Annotated in this window: 16 protein-coding genes; 7 read left to right on the top strand and 9 right to left on the bottom strand. The window is 62.4% G+C overall.

Features of this window, described 5'->3' with window-relative positions:
- The first annotated feature begins 4 nt into the window (after positions 1 to 4).
- The 4 genes from ACIQUS_RS09600 to ACIQUS_RS09585 all read left to right on the top strand — a co-directional run bounded on the left by ACIQUS_RS09600 (position 5) and on the right by ACIQUS_RS09585 (position 6,976).
- Positions 5 to 1,987, top strand: coding sequence for a hypothetical protein (locus ACIQUS_RS09600; RefSeq protein WP_403045991.1), 1,983 nt, complete (start codon positions 5 to 7; stop codon positions 1,985 to 1,987).
- A gap of 56 nt (positions 1,988 to 2,043) precedes the next feature.
- Positions 2,044 to 4,038: a hypothetical protein gene (locus ACIQUS_RS09595; protein ID WP_403045988.1), complete on the top strand. Its 1,995-nt coding sequence runs from the start codon at positions 2,044 to 2,046 to the stop codon at positions 4,036 to 4,038.
- Between the two features lie 97 nt (positions 4,039 to 4,135).
- Positions 4,136 to 4,975, top strand: coding sequence for a 2OG-Fe(II) oxygenase (locus ACIQUS_RS09590; protein WP_403045986.1), 840 nt, complete (start codon positions 4,136 to 4,138; stop codon positions 4,973 to 4,975).
- A gap of 27 nt (positions 4,976 to 5,002) precedes the next feature.
- Complete coding sequence (locus ACIQUS_RS09585) at positions 5,003 to 6,976, top strand: hypothetical protein (RefSeq protein WP_403045983.1); 1,974 nt, start codon at positions 5,003 to 5,005, stop codon at positions 6,974 to 6,976.
- 52 nt (positions 6,977 to 7,028) lie between these two features.
- Here ACIQUS_RS09585 and ACIQUS_RS09580 read toward each other — a convergent pair whose 3' ends face one another.
- From ACIQUS_RS09580 to ACIQUS_RS09570, 3 genes are all read right to left on the bottom strand, one after another.
- Positions 7,029 to 7,310, bottom strand: a complete 282-nt coding sequence (locus tag ACIQUS_RS09580) for a peptidylprolyl isomerase (RefSeq protein WP_403045981.1) — start codon at positions 7,308 to 7,310, stop codon at positions 7,029 to 7,031.
- A 108-nt stretch (positions 7,311 to 7,418) separates the two neighbouring features.
- Positions 7,419 to 8,480 (bottom strand): 3-deoxy-7-phosphoheptulonate synthase, encoded by a 1,062-nt coding sequence (locus ACIQUS_RS09575; protein WP_403045979.1) that lies wholly within the window; start codon positions 8,478 to 8,480, stop codon positions 7,419 to 7,421.
- 648 nt (positions 8,481 to 9,128) lie between these two features.
- On the bottom strand, positions 9,129 to 9,794 hold the full coding sequence (locus ACIQUS_RS09570) for a response regulator (RefSeq protein WP_403045976.1): 666 nt from the start codon (positions 9,792 to 9,794) through the stop codon (positions 9,129 to 9,131).
- Positions 9,795 to 9,968: 174 nt separating this feature from the next.
- Between ACIQUS_RS09570 and ACIQUS_RS09565 the strand changes: the two genes are divergently transcribed.
- Positions 9,969 to 10,601 carry a response regulator gene (locus tag ACIQUS_RS09565; RefSeq protein WP_403045973.1) on the top strand — a complete coding sequence of 211 codons (633 nt, stop codon included), beginning with the start codon at positions 9,969 to 9,971 and terminating at the stop codon, positions 10,599 to 10,601.
- Here ACIQUS_RS09565 and ACIQUS_RS09560 read toward each other — a convergent pair.
- Both ACIQUS_RS09560 and exaA read right to left on the bottom strand, forming a co-directional pair.
- On the bottom strand, positions 10,598 to 11,236 hold the full coding sequence (locus tag ACIQUS_RS09560; protein WP_403045970.1) for a pentapeptide repeat-containing protein: 639 nt from the start codon (positions 11,234 to 11,236) through the stop codon (positions 10,598 to 10,600). The genes ACIQUS_RS09565 and ACIQUS_RS09560 overlap by 4 nt on opposite strands.
- 99 nt (positions 11,237 to 11,335) lie before the next feature.
- Positions 11,336 to 13,207 carry a quinoprotein ethanol dehydrogenase gene (exaA, locus tag ACIQUS_RS09555; protein ID WP_403045968.1) on the bottom strand — a complete coding sequence of 624 codons (1,872 nt, stop codon included), beginning with the start codon at positions 13,205 to 13,207 and terminating at the stop codon, positions 11,336 to 11,338.
- Between the two features lie 259 nt (positions 13,208 to 13,466).
- Between exaA and pedF the strand changes: the two genes are divergently transcribed.
- Positions 13,467 to 13,904 (top strand): cytochrome c-550 PedF, encoded by a 438-nt coding sequence (gene pedF, locus ACIQUS_RS09550; RefSeq protein ID WP_403045965.1) that lies wholly within the window; start codon positions 13,467 to 13,469, stop codon positions 13,902 to 13,904.
- Between the two features lie 72 nt (positions 13,905 to 13,976).
- Here pedF and ACIQUS_RS09545 read toward each other — a convergent pair whose 3' ends face one another.
- Positions 13,977 to 15,128: an acyl-CoA dehydrogenase family protein gene (locus ACIQUS_RS09545; protein WP_403045962.1), complete on the bottom strand. Its 1,152-nt coding sequence runs from the start codon at positions 15,126 to 15,128 to the stop codon at positions 13,977 to 13,979.
- 16 nt (positions 15,129 to 15,144) lie between these two features.
- On the bottom strand, positions 15,145 to 16,215 hold the full coding sequence (locus tag ACIQUS_RS09540) for an enoyl-CoA hydratase/isomerase family protein (protein ID WP_403045960.1): 1,071 nt from the start codon (positions 16,213 to 16,215) through the stop codon (positions 15,145 to 15,147).
- Between the two features lie 338 nt (positions 16,216 to 16,553).
- Between ACIQUS_RS09540 and ACIQUS_RS09535 the strand changes: the two genes are divergently transcribed.
- Entirely contained in the window at positions 16,554 to 17,729 is a 1,176-nt protein-coding gene (locus ACIQUS_RS09535; protein ID WP_403045957.1) for a porin, read from the top strand.
- Positions 17,730 to 17,775: 46 nt separating this feature from the next.
- On the opposite strand, the gene ACIQUS_RS09530 is transcribed toward ACIQUS_RS09535, so the two are convergent.
- Both ACIQUS_RS09530 and ACIQUS_RS09525 read right to left on the bottom strand, forming a co-directional pair.
- The gene (locus tag ACIQUS_RS09530; RefSeq protein ID WP_403045954.1) at positions 17,776 to 18,522 is read right to left on the bottom strand and encodes an enoyl-CoA hydratase; all 747 of its coding nucleotides are present in this window, start codon (positions 18,520 to 18,522) and stop codon (positions 17,776 to 17,778) included.
- Positions 18,523 to 18,552: 30 nt separating this feature from the next.
- Entirely contained in the window at positions 18,553 to 19,158 is a 606-nt protein-coding gene (locus ACIQUS_RS09525; RefSeq protein WP_403045952.1) for a cupin domain-containing protein, read from the bottom strand.
- Between the last annotated feature and the right edge of the window lie 12 nt (positions 19,159 to 19,170).

The raw sequence follows: 19,170 nt of genomic DNA, 5'->3' as shown, positions 1-19,170 counted from the left end.
CAATATGAACGATATGAACAACGCCAAAGCGGTCCCCATCGCTTCGAAGGTGACAATCATCGGCCAAGTGCTGGTTGGCGCGACCGTTACAGGCAGCTATGTGTACAGTAACGAGGAGCAGAACCCTGAAGGGGAATCAAGGTATCTCTGGACATTGGACCACGAGCCGGCCGGGACCGAACGGCAGCTGAGGTTACAGCGTGACGATGTGGGCAAGATGCTCAGGTTCGAGGTGACCCCGGTAGCCTCCACGGGTGAAATTGGCGCAACGGTTTGGGCTGATAACGAGACTGAAGTCAAGGAGGAGCACCAAGGTATTTCACTTAAGGAGATTGCCAATTCCTTCCTGTCTCAGGACGGCAACCATTCACTCCATGAGGTCGAACCCTCCGATCGCCTGATCGTCAGCAGTGCAGGTGCATTGACCCTGCTCGATGGTCGGACCCAGAGCGTCCACTCCAAGGGCAATCGCAGCTTCGGCGCCGAGATACCGCCGGATATCCAACGCTTTTTGCGAAACAATCCTGCGACCCGGATGTTTTCCACCGGCAATGATTTTGGTGCGGTAGTCACCACCAGCGGCAGTAACCGCATGCTGGTATGGGGTAGCAACATTCCTGATCGTCCGCTGCCAAACCTGGCCAACATCAAGTATGTCTACAGCAACGGATCGGCGTTGGCCTTCATCTACAACAACCCCCCCAATAATGCCGACCGTATCAATGCCGTTGGCAACGCTACCAATGGCGGTGTGGTTCCGCTGGAGGTACAAACCATGCTCTTCTTCGATGCGCCCAAAGCCATTTATGCGACAGAGTCTGCCTTTGCCGTGCTGACGGAGCAGGGCAAAGTTTATGCGTGGGGTAATCAGGCGTCGGGGGGGCTCATCACAGCCGAAGCGCGAGAAAGACTGGACAACATGATTGTCACGGAAATCATCGCCACCGCGGGCGCGTTTTGCGCCATTGGTACTCGCGTTGGTAACCCAAGGAAATCCATCGCCGTCTGGGGCGCAGCAAACATGGGCGGGGTGATTACACCCGCTCAACTCAACGAGTTGCAGGACAACTTGGGGCCCACCGAGGTGATTGCCAGCCGCAACGCGTTTTGCGCCATTACCGCGTTGCGCGGCAAGGTGGTTGTCTGGGGTGACCCGGCCTCTGGCGGCGTGTTGTCTGCACAGGCCCAGACGCTTAATGCCGAGGGCGAGATCGCGTTATGCAAAGCGTCGGCATGGGCGTTCTGCATGGTCAATGCCTGGGGTGAAATGGCCGCCTGGGGCACAGTGGGATATGGCACCACACCGACAGGGGAGAAAGCTCCGGAAGTCATGGACGCCGACAAGGCACTGGACGCCAGCGGTTGCAAAGAAGATGTCAAAGCGTTGTTCAAGCGGCTGGGTATCGATAAACGTGTTGGCCGCAGGCGCTGTCCGCCGCAGACACGAACCGGTGTCGGCGCTTGTCACTGCCCGGATGCGCAAAACGCTTCGCGTTTGATCATCAGCAAAAATGTGATTTCACTGTACAGCAACGACTCAAGCTTCTTCGTCCTGGCCCAGGGCGAATTTGGCGAGACGATGCTTGCCAGTGCTTGGGGGCAGCCCTCCGCAGGTGGGCGCATTCCAGCTGGGACACAGCAAGTGCTGGAAGCCAGCGAAATTGACACCGTCTATTGCACCAACCGTTCGTTTGGCGTGTTGGCGACTCAGGGCCGTGTCAGCGGCGCGCTCATCAGTTGGGGCGCTCGCCTCGCAGAGCTGGGTGCCGGTGAGGTGCCCGAGGATCTGGCGGAAGAGCTGACGCGGGATGTTCTGGAACTGTATTCGGTCAAGCGGATTCCACCCCATGGCGCTACCACCGCAACCGTTAACTCGGCCTTTGCTGCCCGCTTGAAAAACCTTCGTTATGTCATCTGGGGAGGTGGGGCTGACTTCGTTAACGAAGCATTTCAACCAGAGAATGAAGAGACTGCGCAAACAAAATGACGCGCCATGGGTGCATTGGAATTTGGTATGCGGTTCGTTAAAAAAGGAACCCTGCAATGTACAGAAGCAATTGTCGAGGGGGACGCCCTGTTCCCCAGCGCCGTGAGCTGAAGGCGCCGCCAATCGCCGAGGAGGTAACCATCATTGGTTTACCCATGGTCGGTGGCAGTGTGCGCGGAAGCTACCTTTATAAACACGCAAGTTCACCGGAGTCGGGCTCGACCTACCGCTGGTATGTGGACGGTGTCCAGGTGTCGACCCGGCAGGACCTGCGCCTGAGCAGTGATTACGCCAACAAGCTGATACAGTTTTCTGTCGAGCCTCGAGCAGCCAATGCTGAGAGCGGGTTTGAGACGTTCTCCGAAGAAGTGCGGATGCTCTCGGGTTACCAGGGCATCAGTAACGAAGAGAACGAAAATAGCTTTTTCAAGCAGGAAGGTAATTTCTCCTTTCATGTCCCCGAACCTCCGGATCGGATATTTGCTTCCACCGGTGGTGCCTTCGCGGTGATCGATGCCACCACCCAGAGCCTGTGGGTGGAGGGCCAGGCAGGTTGGGGGGGCGATGTTCCCAAGGAGATCGAGAATTTCCTGCTGAACAACCCTGGCGTGCTGATCTTCGCTACCGAAATGGATTTCGCGGTGATGGTCTACAACGCTAGCGGTCGCAACCAACTGCTGTTGTGGGGGCCAAACATGCAGCGCTTTGATTCGCGCCTGCAGGTCGAAGCCGTCTACTCCAACCGCTCGGCGTTCGCCTGGATTTATCGCAACCCGCAGGACGGCGCCAATCGAATCGGTGCGGCGGGCCGCACCAGCGACTTTAGCGCCATTGTGCCAGAGCGTATCCAGGCGGAGTTGCAGCTCGATGCCCCGCAGGCCATCTATGCCACGGAGGGTGGGTTTGCGGTACGCACCGCCGCAGGCAAGGTCTATGCCTGGGGGTCGTTGAGCAGTGGTGGCGTGATCGATCTGCAAACCCAGGCAAGGCTCGATGCCATGTTTGTCGAGCGAATCTTCACCACGGCCAACGCGTTCTGCGCGGTGGGCAGTAATGGGGACCTGGTGGCGTGGGGCGGCGACGGTGGCGAGGTACCGAACAACGTGCGTCAGGCCCTTCTCGACGAAGGGGGAGTGAACACCGTGATCGGTGCCGAAAACGCCTTCTGCGCGATTTCGCAAAACCGGCGAAGAGCCTACGTCTGGGGGGATCCGGCCAGAGGTGGGAGTTTTACACCCAGCGCCCAGGCATTGGCAACAGGCGGCAATATCGTCTTGTGTCGCTCTACCCGTTGGGCTTTCTGCATGTTCGACAGTGTCGGTGCTTGCGAGGCATGGGGTGACACCCGGTATGGCGGAGAAAGCTTGACACCAGAGCTCAAGGCAGAGCTCGCCGCGCTGTTCGAGCGCAGTAAGCTGCTGCCCGTTGAACGGGTCGGTTCACGTACAGTCATTGTCGAGGGTGCACTCAGTCTATTTTCCAATGACGTCAGTTTCGTATTGCTGGCTCGGGGCCCTGGTGGCATTACCACGTACATTCGAGCCTGGGGCTTTCAGACCCACGGCGGTAACTTGCCAGAGTCGCTGCGCCAAGTGTTGCTGGGTGCCAACATCCAGGACATTTATTGCACCAATGGTGCGTACGGCGTGGTCTCCCAGCAGGGCAGCGAAACGGGGGTGATCAACGTCTGGGGTGCAACCCTGGACATGGAAGATGCCGGAGAAATTCCGCCTGAGTTGATCGGGCCACTGAACGGCAGGGTGATCGAGCTCTATTCGATCAAACGCTTCCCTTACGTGCGCCAGCCGCCACCACCGCCACCACCGCCGCCACCACCGGTTCGGCCCCCGCCCCCATGGCGCCCGCCGACAAGCTGGTGGCCAGCCGATCCGTCGTTTGCCGCGCGACGGGAGGATGGTACCTACGTGGTCTGGGGCGGCAATGTTAAGAATCAGCATTACAACCCAAGCGACCCGGAGCAGCGCGGAACTGTGCAAATCAACCCCAAGCCCTGGCCGCCTGCCAAGGAGGCGAGCGAGTCGAACGATTAGTGCTTCTGCGTTGAGCCGACAGTGAACCCTGGCGCCATCAGGTGCCAGGGTTCATGCCCTGGTTCGTTGTATTAATGCGAAACAAGGAGCTGAATAAATGGGACAACAGCACAGCGTAACAAGCGAGTTGCGCCATTGGATTTTGCGTCAGCGTGCGGCCCATTACCCCCCGCAACTCTTGTATACCCAACTGTTGGCGGCGGGTTGGAGCAAGGACGTGGCAAAGCAGGCGCTGACTGAGGGCGACCCTTTCGCTCAACTCGTCACAAGCGCACCTGAAAAACCAATGCCCGAGCCTGATCTGCGTGGTTCGCCGCTGTATATCGATGTAGGGGATCGCCATGTTCAAGTAGTGCAAGCCCTGGAACACCCGCGGTTGGTGATGTTCGATGGTTTATTGAGCGCCGATGAATGCACAGCACTGATCAGTGCTGCGCGTTCAAGGCTGCAACGTTCGCAGGTCCTCGATGGCGACACCGGCGAGAACATACTCGATGCAATGCGTAGCAGCGATGGCATGTTTTTCGAGCGTGGTGAGAATGAACTGATTGCAAGACTTGAACAACGCATCGCCCTTCTTTTGCGATGGCCACTGGTGTCTGGTGAGGGCCTGCAAGTGCTGCGGTACGCACCGGGGGCCGAATATGCCCCGCATTATGATTATTTCGACCCTCAACACGAAGGTAACCGTCAGGCATTGAGCCAGGGCGGACAACGTGTCGCGACCTTGCTGATGTACCTGCAAGCGCCAGAGCGTGGCGGCGCCACGGTGTTTCCCGACATCGGCCTTGAACTGATGCCCAGGTGCGGCAGCGCGGTGTTCTTCAGCTATGACGAAGCCCATCCTTCGACGCGCACGCTTCACGGCGGTAGCCCTGTGCTTGCCGGAGAGAAATGGGTGGCGACCAAGTGGTTGCGCGAGTACGCGCTTGTCTGAGTATCAATCCACCCTTGAGGAACCAATATGACCATGCTCCAGGCATCACGCGCCGTACCCACTGCAACCCATGTCGTGATGCTTGGTGAACCACGGGTCGGCCACAGCATTGTCGGCAGCTACCGCTACAGCAATGCGCACGACGAGCCGGAGGAGGGCTCGACCTTTCGCTGGTACATCGATGCCCAGGCCGGTCCCGAGACCCTGGAACTGCTGCTCGGCCAAGAGCACCTGGGCAAGCTGCTGCAGTTTGCGGTCACCCCACGCGCCGCCAGTGGCGATACGGGTGAGGAAGCACGCTCGCTGGTGCTGGAGGTGTTTGACGACGGGCAAGGGATCTCGGCCAGGGTAATGGCCGACTGTTTCCTGGCGCAAAGCGGTCAGTTTTCCGTCTATGAAGACGAGCCGCCGCAGCGCGTCATGGTCACCAGCCAGGCAGCGGTGATGTTGTTCGATGAACCCACGCAGAAGGTGTACACCAAGGGCCGCGCCGATGCCGGTGGGCTGATCCCCAGTGAGATTCGCCAACTGCTGGACAATAACCCGCCGCTGCGGATGTTCAGCACTTCACAGGATTTCGCCGTGCTGATCAGCAACCAGGGCAGCAATCAGTTGCTGGCATGGGGCGTCAATATGACGCCTGGCGAGGGGAGCCTACGCAACATCAAGTCGGTTTACAGCAACGCCAAGGCCATGGCGTTCATTTACAACAACCCGCCTGCCAAGGATTACAAGATTGGCGCCATTGGCAATGTCGCCAACGGCGGGCAGGTGCCCCTCGAGGTTCAATTTCAGCTGATGGCTGACTTGCCTCGGGCGATCTACAGCACCGCCTCGGCGTTTGCGGTGCTGACCCAAGACAATTATGTGCGTACCTGGGGCGCGGAGGGCGAGGGCGGTGGGATGCCAGCGGATACCCGAAAAAAGCTTGACGGGATCAGGGTCACGGAGATCTATGCGACGGCTTCGGCATTCTGCGCCATCGGTCCGTTGCGTGTTGGGGGGAGCGAAGAGTTGCATCTCGTGTCCTGGGGTTCGGCAACCGGGGGGGGAGTGTTGAGCGCCGAGAAAACACTTGGCATCATGACCGCCGGCGGGGTACGCCACGTCATTGCTGCCCGTGATGCGTTCTGCGTCATTACCATGGCGAATCGGGTTGAAGTCTGGGGTAATGCGTCCTACGGCGGGGTGCTTTCCGAGCCAGCGAAGGCACTCAATGCCCACGGCAACATCGTGATGTGCAAGGCATCGGCCTGGGCCTTCTGCATGGTCAATTCATCCGGTCAGGCCGAGGCATGGGGGAGTGTCGGCCATGGCGGTGATACCCCACTGTTCGATGCGGGTCAGGCGTTGGAAGACAGCGGTTGCAAGCCTCATCTGGAAGCCTTGTTCAGGCAGATGGCGCAAGCGCCCGGGGGGACAGTGCGTGAGCTGCCAGGCAGCACAAGTTCACGCTTGATCAGCGAAGAAGGCGAAATCAGCCTGCACAGCAATGACTCAAGCTTTTTTCTCTGGGCTCGGGACGCACTTGGCCTTACTGGCGCAGTGCATGCTTGGGGTGGGGAGTTTTCGGGCGGTAAGCTGTCTGATTCAGTCAAGCAGGTGTTGTTGGCCAGCGTCATCGAGAAGGTCTACTGCACCAATCGCTCCTACGCCGTCCTGGTGGAACAAGGGAACTTCCGCGGGGCCCTTGTCAGTTGGGGGGCTACTTCTGCCCAGGGCGGTGCCGGTGAAGTGCCTGAACCATTGCGGCCGTACCTGCTGCGCGAGGTGCAGGAACTCTACGCAATCAAGCAGATGCCTCCTGCCTCGCCATCATCGTCCAGCCTGTATTCGGCTTTGATCGCGCGCAGAACTGAGCCCGGTTATGTGCTGTGGGGGGCGTTGAGCGATATCACTGACGAGGTGTTCGTGCCGGAGCAGCGCATGCCATCGTCCAGCGTGAAGGCGTGTTGCTGTGCATGCAGGTGCGCCGGGATGATCGGCTCGCATCAGGGCTAGCCAGGCAGGTGCTTATCTGCACACCTGCCGGACTGTATCAGGTGTGCAGTACTCAGTCCTGACGGCTGGTGACTTCCAGCAGGTGATAACCGAACTGGGTCTTCACCGGGCCCTGGACGGTGCCGATCGGGGCGCTGAACACCACGGTGTCGAACTCCTTGACCATCTGGCCTGGGCCGAACGAACCCAGGTCACCGCCCTGGCGGCTGGACGGGCAGGTGGAGTTGGCTTTGGCGATTTCGGCGAAATCGGCGCCGGCTTCGATCTGGGCCTTGAGTTCGTTGCACTTCTCTTCAGTGGCAACCAGGATGTGACGGGCAGTGGCTTTGGCCATGGGAGTGATTCCTTGGGTAAAACGTCAAGCCTAACGCTGATGGCAATCGCGGGGCAAGCCCGCTCCCACAGGTGACAGTGTAGGAGCGGGCTTGCCCCGCGATAAGGCTCACAACCGCTCAGCCGCCTCACGCAGCAAGCGTTCGGTCGAATCCCAGCCCAGGCAGCCGTCGGTAATCGACACACCGTACTTGAGCGGCTGCGCCCCCAGTGCCTGGCAGCCGTCGAACAGGTGGCTCTCAAGCATCATGCCGACCAGCGAGGTGTCGCCCTGCAGGCGTTGCTCCAGCACTTCGTTGAACACTGCCGGTTGGCGCAGCGGGTCCTTGCCGCTGTTGGCATGGCTGCAATCGACCATGATCCGCGCCGCCACGCCCGCCTTGGCCAGCCCTTGACGGGCCAGGGCGAGGCTTTGGCGGTCGTAGTTCGGGCCCTTGTTGCCACCGCGCAGCACCAGGTGGGTGTCAGGGTTGCCCAGGGTTTCGACAATCGCCGGGTAGCCTTGCATGTCCATGCCGAAATGCCGATGGCTGTGGGCGGCGCTGCGGATCGCATCGCAGGCAATGCCAACGCCACCGTCGGTGCCGTTCTTGAAGCCCACCGGCAGGCCCAGGCCGCTGACCATCTCGCGGTGAATCTGCGATTCGGTGGTGCGTGCGCCAATCGCCGCCCAGCTCAGCAGGTCATCGAAGTAACCGGCGGCCATCGGCTGCAACAGCTCGGTAGCGACCGGCAGGCCGCGCTCGAGCATGGCCAGCATCAGGCCGCGGGACAAGGCGATGCCGCCGTGCATGTCGTCGCTGCCATCGAGGTGCGGATCGTAGGCCAGGCCTTTCCAGCCGACCGTAGTGCGTGGCTTTTCGACGTAGGCGCGCATCACCAGGAGCATCTGGTCGCTGACCTCTGCGGCCAGTTCGGCCAGGCGTTGGGCGTATTCGCGGGCAGAGCGTGGGTCGTGCAGCGAGCAGGGGCCAACGATCACCAGCAGGCGCTTGTCTTCGCCATCGAGAATGGCGCGTACGGCCTGGCGATGGGCCTGGACCTGGGCGCTGAGGGCAGGGGTGAGCGGCATTTGCTGCTTGAGCAACAACGGGCTCGGCAGGCGTTGGCTGACGGCGCTGTTGGCAGCGGTGGGTTCGGACAGTGGCAGAGCGAGTGTGGACGATTGCATGTTCTGGTATCCCTGGGCGGATGGCGGGTTCTGGCCCGCGCTGTCGGCCCTATCGAGGTGTTCGACAGGTGGCCTGATTGGCGTCATGTGTAGGTGTGCCACCAACGATTGACCGAACGGAGGCGGCAGACTGGCCCGAACGGGATTGGCTAAATCGCCAGAAGGTAAAGCTTGGGTAACGGTGGTAGGTGGAGTAGTTCATGGGGTAATCCTCGGTGTCTGTTCGGTTGTCGTGGGGCCTTGAAAAACAAAACCCCCGGTCGGGGGGCCGACCGGGGGTTGAGTATTCTCGTGTTCGGCGGCCCCTTGAAAGTGGGCGCCGGTGTGGGTATCAGCGGCGCCTGTGGCTAAACCAATACCCAAAATAAAACGCAGCGGGAGCCGCCGTCGCGCACTCGGCCACAGCCAGCACAGGGCGCGACAGGCGACCGGTGTGACGAGCATGAGTGAGGGGGGTGTGCGACATGGGACTCTCCAGTTGATGAGCCCGAGCTTACTTCAGGCCCGGGCGTGGTTTCAATGGTTAATTTGCATGATTGTGACAAGCGCCGGCTATCGGTGGCGGCCTTGCAGCTCATCGCGGCCTGCGGCCGCTCCCACAGTGCATGCGCGGACAATGTGGGAGCGGCCGAAGGCCGCGATGGGGCACTAGCGCCGCAGGTAGGCGGTGAAGTCGATGTCGCCGGCGCTCAGGATCGCCTGTACCCGGTTATGCACGTTGAGCTTGCGCAGGATCGCCGAGACGTGGGCCTTGACCGTGGTCTCGGCGATGTCCAGGTTGTAGGCGATCTGCTTGTTCGACTCACCCTTGGTCATGCGTTCGAGCACCAACAGCTGCTTGCGGGTCAGGGCCTGCAGCAGTTCGGGGGCAAACCCCGGATGTTCGCCATGGCTGCGGCGATTGCCCGGTTTTTGCGTGCGGATGATGTCCGGCGGCAGGTAGACGTTGCCATTGAGGATCTGCTCGATGGCCTCGGTCATCTGCGAGCGCGGCGAGGACTTGGTGATGAAGCCCACCGCGCCGTAGGTGATGGCCTGCAGCACGATCTGCTTGTCCTGCTCGGCGGAGACGATCACCACCGGCACCGTCGGTGCCTCGTTGCGCAGGTTGATGAGGCCGCCCAGGCCATGCATGCCGGGCATGTTCAGGTCGAGCAGGATCAGATCCAGGTCGTCGTGCACGGCGGTCAAGGCCAGGGCGCTGTCCAGGTCGGCGGTTTCCATCACTTCGCTGCCGGGAAAGCCATCGCTGATCACGTTGTGGATGGCTTCGCGAAACAACGGGTGATCGTCGGCGATCAGAATCTTGTACATGGCTTTGCACCTTATTGTTGTGGTTGTCGCTGCACCCCTTCATTACAGGCCAGTCACAGCGCTTTGGAAATGCGACCATCGACAACTGAAACAGTACCAAAGTAGTAGGCCGCAGGGGATAGCCGCGATCTAGCATGGGGCAGATTGCGCACAGCTGACCCAAGGAGCGCCGCCATGGCCATTTTGCTGGTCGACGATCATCCGATGCTGCGCCTGGGTTTGGCCCGGGTGCTGGAGCAGGGCCTCGAAGGCCTGGCCATCGTCCAGGCGGGCAGCGGCGAAGAGGCGTTGCTCAACGTCGCCGAGCAGGTACCGGGACTGGTGATCATGGACTACGAATTGCCGGGCATCAGCGGCCTGGAAACCCTCCGCCGCCTGCGCCTGCGCCTGCCGCAACTGCGGGTGCTGTTCTTCAGTGAGCACCGGGAGCTGGGGCTGGTGCGCCAGGTACTGGATGCCGGTGCCTGTGGCTTTCTGTCCAAGGCTGTCGAGCCTGGCGTATTGCTTGAAGCGGTGCGTCGGGTGTTGAGTGGTCATGCTTATATCGAGCAGTCCCTGGCCACCGAGCTGGCATTGCAGGTGCCGGGCAGCCACGCCCGTTTGCAGGGGCTGACCCAACGGGAAGTCGAGATCTTGCGCATGCTGGCCAAGGGCAGCTCCAGCCGCCTGATCGCCCAGCAGCTGTGCCTGAGCAGCAAGACCGTGTCCAACTACCTGACCCTGCTCAAGAGCAAGCTGCAGGTCGGCTCCCAGGCCGAGATGGTGCACCTGGCCATCGAGACCGGCCTGCTCAAGCGGGTCGCTTAGTTCCAGCTGTCGGGGCAGCCCCGGCAGCCTTCCATGTTGCTGTCCTGGAAGTTGGCGTAGTGCTGGCGGCTGCCGCGCAGGTCGGCGCCTTCCAGGTTGCTTTCACCCAGCTTGGCCTCCTGCAGGTTGGCATCGGCGAGGTTGGCGCCCTTGAGGTCGGCCTTGCTCAGCCAGGTCATTTCCAGGTCGGCGGCCTGCAGGTTGCTGTTGTGCAGGCGTGCGCCGGAGAGGCGGGCGAACTCAAGGTAGGCGGCGCCGAGGTTGGCGTCGCTGAAGTTGGCGCCCTGGCCAAACAGGCCCCAGCCTTGTACGGCGATCAGGGTCGCACCCTGCAGGTTGGCCAGGCGCAGGTTGCTTTGCTGCAGACTGGCGCGGGTCAGGTTGGCGCCCTGCAGGTTGGCCTTTTCAAGGTTGGCCAGGTCCAGGCGGGCGTGGCGCAGGTTGGCTCCGCGCAGGTCGGCACCGGCCAGGTTGATCTTGCGCAGGTCCTGGTTGCTCAGGTCGGCGCCGCGCAGGTCGGCGTTGGGGCACTGGCTTTCCTGGGCGATCAGGCAACCGTTGACGGTCAGTGGCGCGTCGTCGCTGGCGAAGGCGCAGGGCAGGGCGGCGGCGAGTAGCAGGGGGAGGTAGTTCATGGCGGTCTCCTGGGTCAGTCAGAGGGCTATCGCTGGCGTTGCCAGCGCCCACAGGGATCGCAATGACCCTGTGGGAGCCGGCAGCGCCGGCGATCGGACTCAGCGCTGGGCGGTCTTGGTGTCCCAGGCCGGGATCTTGAACACCCAGAACGAACCACCCTGGGCCACCGGTTTGGTCAGCTCGGCCATGTCGCCCCCCCACAGCGGTACCGCGCCGCCGTAGCCGACGGTGACACCGATGTACTGCTCACCGCCCTGTTCCCAGGTGATGGGCGGCGAGACGATGCCGCTGCCGGTCTGGAATTTCCACAGCTCTTCGCCGGTCTTGGCGTTGAAGGCCTTGAAGTAGCCATCGCCGGTACCGGTGAACACCAGGTTGCCCTTGGTCGCCAGCACGCCGGCCCACAGCGGCAGTTTCTCCTTGTGCTCCCAGACCATCTTGCCGGTGCTCGGGTCCATGGCCCGCAGGGAGCCTACGTGATCTTCGTACATGCGCTTGATGCGAAAGCCCATGCCCAGGTAGGCCGACCCTTTCTTGTAGTTGACCTCCTCGGTCCAGTATTCCTCTTTCCACTGGTTCGACGGCACGTAGAACAGCCCGGTGTCCTGGCTGTAGGCCATGGGGTTCCAGTTCTTGCCACCGAGGAACGGCGGCGAGACTTCCACTGGCTTGCCTTTGGTCTGGCCCGGCTCAGGCTTGGCCGGACGCTGGCCCGGGTTCTCGACCGGACGCCCGGTCTTGAGGTCGATGTGGCTGGCCCAGGTGATGTTGTCGGCGAACGGGAAGGCGTTCTTGAGCTTGCCGTTGGTGCGGTCGACCACGTAGAAGAAGCCGTTGCGGTCGGCGTGGGCGGTGGCCTTGTACTGCTTGCCGTCCTTGTCCTTGTAGTCGAACAGCACCAGCTCGTTGTTGCCGGAGAAGTCCCAGGCATCGTTGGGGGTGTGCTGGTAGAACCATTTCACTTCACCGGTGCTCGGGTCGACGCCGACCTGGCCGGAGGTGTACAGGCTGTCGTAGTCGTGCGGGTTGCCATCCTTGGCGGTGCGCGCCCAGGTGTTCCAGGGGCCCGGGTTACCGGCGCCGACGATAATGGTGTTGGTTTCGGCATCGAAGCTTGCGCTTTGCCAGGGCGCGCCGCCGCCATGGCTCCAGGCCTGGACCTTACCGGTTTCGGTGCTTGGGTCATCCGGCCAGGACGGCGCCTTGACGTCACCCGTGGGGGTGCTGTCCTTGCCGTTCAGGCGACCCATGTGGCCCTCGACGAAGGGGCGCATCCACACCTCGTCACCGGTCTGCGGATCGCGGGCGAACAGCTGGCCGACCACGCCGAATTCATCGCCGGAGCTGCCGTGGATCAACAGTACCTTGCCGCTCTTCTGGTCCTTGATCAGGGTCGGGGCACCGGTCATGGTGTAGCCGGCGCCGTGGTCGCCGAACTTCTTCTTCCACACCACCTTGCCGGTGTCCTTGTTCAGGGCGACCACCTGGGCATCGAGGGTGCCGAAGTAGATCTTGTCGCCATAGATCGCCGCCCCGCGGTTGACCACGTCACAGCAGGGGCGGATGTTGTCGGGCAGGCGGTGGGTGTAGGTCCACAGGCGCTTGCCTGTCTTGGCATCGAGGGCGAACACCCGCGAGTAGGAACCGGTGACGTAGATCACCCCGTCGTTGACGATGGCCTGGGACTCCTGGCCGCGCTGCTTCTCATCGCCGAAGGAGTAGGACCAGGCCGGGGTCAGCTTGAACACGTTCTTGTCGTTGACCTGGGCCAGCGGGCTCCAGCGCTGGGCGTTGGTGCCCATGCCGTACTGCAGCACGTTGCCGGTGCTCTTGTGGTCGTCGGCGATGTCCTCCCAGCTGACCGGCTGGGCCAAGGCTGGGGTGCCCAGGGCCAGCGTGCCGAACAGCAGGACGGCGTGCACGGCGGCAGACAGCGGCGAGCGGGCGGTGGGTAACGATCTTATTGTCATGGTTGGAGTTCCCAGTGAAGGTTTTGGCCTGTCTAGCCTGGAACGCCAGCGCCCTGCTTGATACGGAAAAACTCCCGCTCATGGCGGGAAAACTTCCCAAACGGCCCCTGATTTGGCACTGCTCCACAAGCCCTACGACCAAGGGAGTAGAACGCGACCTCCAAAGCAGCATGGGGGCAGGACCTGTGCCCGCCTAAGCTGTCGGACAACCTTTCAGCCGAGAGGGGTTCGCGTGCAAACAGCAGTCGAGGGCAGAACAATGACAACAGCAAAAAACGCCTGGTTGAGCCTGATCGTGGCCGGCAGCCTGATGAGCAGTGCAGGGGTGTTCGCCCATGGCAACGTCACACCGACGGCGGTCAACATCGGCAATCTTGAGAAACTCGGAGAAGCGTGGCGTACGGAAAACCCCTACCGCAACAGCAAGGACCACGACGAGGCGGTGGCGATTGGCGCGTCGGCCTACAACCAGAACTGCGCGGCGTGTCATGGGCTTGAGGCCAAATCGGGCGGCATTGCCCCGGACCTGCGGCTGCTCGATGAAGGCGCTGCCGGTGATGAATGGTTTGTCGAGCGGGTGCGCAACGGCGCGGTGCGCGATGGCCGGGTGTACATGCCGAAGATGGCGGATTATCTGAGCCAGGAAGCGCTCTGGGCCGTGCGCAGTTACCTGGACAGCGTGCATGTCACCGAATAGATCGCCGGCTCCCACACGATCGGTGGGAGCTGGCATCGCCAGCGATGGGCCGCAAAGCGGCCCCGTACCCTGTCACAAGGCGTAGTGCTTGAGCTCCCGGGCAATCAGCATGCGCTGGATCTCGCTGGAGCCTTCGTAGATCTGGGTGATCCGCGCATCACGGTAGTAGCGCTCCACCGGATAGTCTTCCAGGTAGCCGTAGCCACCATGCACCTGGATCGCCTTGGAACACACCCGCTCGGCCATCTCCGAGGCAAACAGCTTGGCCTGTGACGCCTCGCTCAGGCACGGCTTGCCGGCGCTGCGCAGGCGTGCGGCATGCAGGATCAGCAGGCGTGCGGCATTGATCTGCACCTGCATGTCGGCCAGCAGGTTGGCGATGCTCTGGTGCTCGTTGATCGGCTTGCCGAACTGGATGCGGTCCCGGGAGTAGGCCAATGCCGCCTCGAACGCGGCCCGGGCGATGCCCAGGGCCTGGGCGGCGATGCCGATGCGTCCGCCTTCGAGGTTGGACAGGGCGATGGCCAGGCCCTTGCCGCGCTCGCCGAGCATATTGGCGGCCGGTACGCGGCAGTTGTTCAAGGTCACAGCGCACGTGTCGGAGGCTCGGATTCCCATCTTGTGTTCGCTGCGGTCGACCACGAAACCTTCATTGTCGGTGGGCACCAGGAAGGCCGAGAGGCCTTTCTTGCCGAGCGTCGGGTCGGTGACCGCGAAGACGATGGCCAGGCCCGCGCGACGGGCGTTGCTGACGAACTGCTTGGCGCCGTTGATGACCCAGTGATCGCCCTGCAGCTCGGCGCGGGTGCGCAGGTTGTGCGCTTCGGAGCCGGCTTGCGGTTCGGTCAGGCAGAAGCAGCCGATCACCTCGCCGCTGGCCAGCGGCTGCAGCCAGGTCTGCTGCTGTTCGGCGTTGCCGTAGGCGAGCAGGGGGCCGCAGCCCACCGAGTTGTGGATGCTCATCAGCGCGCCGGTGGCGCCGTCGCCCGCGGCGATTTCTTCCACGGCCAGGGCATAGGCGACATAGTCGGTGTAGCTGCCGCCCCATTGCTCGGGCACCACCATGCCCAGCAAACCGAGCTCGCCCATCTTCCTGACCACGTCGTTGTCGATCCAGCCGGCCTTTTCCCAGGCCTGGGCATGGGGCGCGATCTCGCCGCGGGCAAAATCCCGGGCCATGTCGCGGATCATGATCTGTTCTTCTGTCAGTTCAAGGTCTTGCATCTGCGTACTCCAGCCCTTAAAGGCCTTCGAAGAATTGGTCGACGCGCGAGCGGTTCAGGTCGGCGAGGGAGGCCAGGCTCCAGCGCGGCTTCTTGTCCTTGTCGATGATCAGTGCGCGCACGCCCTCGATCAGGTCGCCATGGTCGAACCACTGCCGGTCCAGGTGCAGTTCCATCGCGAAGCAGTCTTCCAGGCTCAGGTGACGGCCGCGGCGCAGCATCTCCAGGGTCACGGCCATGGCCAGCGGCGAGCGGGTCTCCAGCAGGTCGGCGGTTTGCAGCGCCCATTCGTGGCTGTCGGCCACGGTCACGGCCCGCAGTTGTTCAACGATACTGCTGGCGTCGGGCAGGGCAAAGAAGTGGTCGATGGCCGGGCGCAACCTGGCCAGCGGGGCGTCGTCCAGGGTCTGGGTGCCGAGTTTGGCCAGCACGCCTTGCAGGTCCTTGAGCGGGTGATCGCCAAACTTCAGGGTATCGAGGCGCTCGTCCAGCAGCGTCAGCTTGCTGCTGTCCAGGTACCAGTCGGCCAGGCCGCAGTACAGTGCATCGGCCGCCTGGATCTGCACGCCGCTGACGCCAAGGTAGGTCCCCAGTTCACCGGGAATGCGCGAGAGGAAGTAGCTGCCGCCCACGTCGGGGAAGTAGCCGATGCCCACTTCCGGCATGGCCAGGCGGCTGCGCTCGGTCACCACGCGCAGTTCGGCGCCCTGGGCCAGGCCCATGCCGCCGCCCAGGGTAAAGCCGTCCATCAGTGCCAGGACGGGTTTTCCGTAGCGGTGGATGCACAGGTCGAGGGCGTATTCCTCGACGAAGAAATCCCGGTGCAGGCTGTCGCCGGCCTTGTAGCTGTCGTACAGCGAGCGGATATCGCCGCCGGCGCAGAAGCCCTTCGGACCGGCGCCCCGCAAGACCACGGCCTTGACCTCTGGGTCGGTGGTCCAGGTATCGAGTTGCTGCTGCAGGCGGCGGACCATGTCCAGGGTCAGTGCGTTGAGGCCGGCGGGGCGGTTGAGGGTCAAGTGCCCGATATGGTTACGGACCTCGGCCAGAATGGTCGCCTCGATGGGCGGTTGCGCGTGCGCGGTCATCGCTGTCTCCCTGCTTTGTTATTGATTTTCCACGTGAATTATCACGATCTGGATAAGCGCTAGAGGATCGGGGGATCCTAGCAGTGCAAATTTGCCCAGTACAATCGATAAAACTGCAGTTTGAATCTGCATTTTTGCACGGCGGGCGCGCCTTCTGGATCGTCGACTGACACTTTAGCCTTGTGACCCTGGCGGACAAGGGAGTAGTTCCGTCCGTCAGGCCCCCACACGCCCGGCCCAAAGCAGGGGCTTGCTGCCGCCAAGGCAGCGTATGGCCCTGTGGCATGGCTTTCGATAATCGCCTCCGACATCGGTTCCCCCTGATCGCGGAGAGCGTCATGCATAACAATAACAACCACCGTATCCTGCCCCTGCTCACTGGCCTTGGGGTCATGAGCCTCGGTTCCCTGGCCTGGGCCGACATCATGCTCTATGACAAGGACCAGACCACCTTTTCCACCGACGGCTATATCAACGCCTTCTACGTCAACAGCGACATCGATCGCGCCGGCGAGCAGTACGACCGTCGCCAGTCGCGGGTGAAGATGGGCTTTCTGCCCAACACCCTGGGTTTCAACATGACCCGCCAGGCCGACCCACTGAAACTGGGCGCACGCGCTTCGTTCTGGGTGACCATCAACGACAGCGAAACCAACGGCACCGACACGGCCATCGACGTGCGCCAGTTCTACGGCACCGTGGCCAACCCCGAATGGGGTGAAGTGCTGATCGGCAAGGACTTCGGGCTGTTCGCCCGCTCCAACATCCTGCTCGACGAACTGCTCGCCGGCTACGGTCAGGTCAGCGACACCCTGGGCCTGGTCGATGGTGGCGGGGTGTCGTTCGGCAACATCGGCAGCGGCTACCCGTACCCGTTCCCCACCTCGCAGATCACCTACCGCACACCGGTGATGGAGGGCTTGCGCGTGGCCGTGGGGATCATGGACCCGGTCGACACCAACGACGACAGTGCGGTGGGCAAGGCCTACCAGGAGAACCCGCGCACCGAGAGCGAGATCACCTACCAGTTCGACCTGGGTGGCGCGCAGATCTACAGCTGGGTCAACGGCAGCTACCAGACGTCGGACAACACCGACAGCCGCGTCGACGCGGTGACCTCAAAAGGGGTTGGCTACGGCGTGCAGGCGAAAATGGGCGGCTGGTCGCTGGCAGGCTCCGGCTTCACGGCCAAGGGCATCAACCCGTTCTTTACCAACAATGCCGGCGAAGCGACCCTGCGCGAGGTGGACAGCACCGGTTACCTGGTGCAGGGCTCCTACCGTTTCGGCCAGAACCGCCTGGCGCTGTCCTATGGCAAGACCAAGGATGATGGCAACGGTGCGGTTAACACCGGGGCCGATTATCAGACCCGTGGGGTTGCCCTGTTCCACGACATCAACGACAACCTCAAGCTGGTGGCCGAGTACAACCAGTTCGAGATCGACGGGCATGAGGGCGATGCGCAGAACGAGGACACCGACACCCTGGCGCTGGGGGCGGTGCTGACCTGGTAGCGGTTTCTGTGGGCGCAACTGCCTTTGTGGGAGCTGGGGCCCGGACTCAATCCTTGACCAACGCCCGCAACGCCGCTTTGGCCTGGGGGGTATGCAGCCGTTCGATGAACAGCAGCCCCTCACGCTGAACCGTGGCTTGCAGCTCTGCCCGATGGGCATCCTTGAGCAACCGCTTGCTGACCCGCAGCGCCTCCTGCGGCAAGGCTTGCAGGCGCGCCGCCAGTTGCCGGGCGGCGGCCAGGCATTGCTCGCCATCGTCGTGCAGTTCGTTGGCCAACCCCCACTCGACGGCCTGCTCACCGGTGAGCAACTCATTGCACAGCAACAACCGTGCGGCGCGGGCATGGCCGAGCAGGCGCGGCAGCAGCAGGCTGGAACCGAATTCCGGGCAAAGGCCCAGGGGCACGAACGGCATGCGCAGCTTGGCCGTGCGGCTGACCAACACCTGGTCGCAGTGCAGCAGCAGGGTGGTGCCGATGCCGATGGCTGCACCGGAAACGGCGGCGATCAAGGGCTTGTCCAGGTCCATGACCACCCGCATCAGGCGGAACACCGGGCTGTCCATGTCGCTGGGCGGGTTGTCGAGAAAATCCTTGAGGTCGTTGCCGGCACTGAAGCACTGCGCGCCGCCGGTCATGAGGATCACCTCGACCTGCGGGTCATCGGTGGCGGCCAGCAGCAGGTCGCCCAACTGGCTGTACATGGCATTGTTCAGGGCGTTGAGCTTGTCGGGACGGTTGAAGGTCAGGGTCAGCAGGCCCTTGTCCAGCTCGCGGGTGATCAGGTCGTTCATGAAGTGCCTTTTATTGTTGTTGTCGCAGGGTCAGAAGGTCGGTGGCGTGATCACCCAGATGACCACGGCATCCACCTCGCCAGGGTTGCCGTAACGGTGCGGCTCCTGGCTTGAGAAACTGAAGCTGTCGCCTTCGCTGAGCTGGAAATACCGCTCGCCCACCCACAGCTCGAAGCTGCCGGCCAGCAGGTAGCCGGCTTCTTCGCCTTCGTGGCTGTAGCTCTCCTGGCTGTAGGTGCCCGGTGGAAAGCGCGAGTGAAGGATTTCCAGCTGGCGGTTGGGCTGTGGGGTGAGCAACTGGTCGACGATGCCGTCTTCGTAGTGAACACTCAGGCGGCTGTGCTTGCGGACCACATAGCCGTTGTCGTCAGGGTCGGTGTTGGCCTCGCTGGCGAAGAACCACTGGATGGTCACGCCCAGGCTGCGGGCGATGTTGAACAGCGCCGGGATCGAAGGGTAGGAGAGGTTGCGTTCCAGCTGGCTGATGTAGCCGGCAGTCAGTTCGCTCTGCTGCGCAAGCTCGGCCAGGGTCATGCCCCGGCGCTTGCGCAGGCCGCGAATACGGGTGCCGAGAAACTGCGGGGCGGCGGCGCCTTCCTGGCTCGCCGCGGGCGGCGTCTTGCTGCTGTTGCTCATGGCGTGCTCCGA

Source organism: Pseudomonas sp. NPDC090755, from assembly GCF_044769005.1.
Lineage (GTDB): Bacteria > Pseudomonadota > Gammaproteobacteria > Pseudomonadales > Pseudomonadaceae > Aquipseudomonas.
Note: the sequence above shows the minus strand (reverse complement) of the source record. Positions and strands in the feature narration are given on the sequence as shown.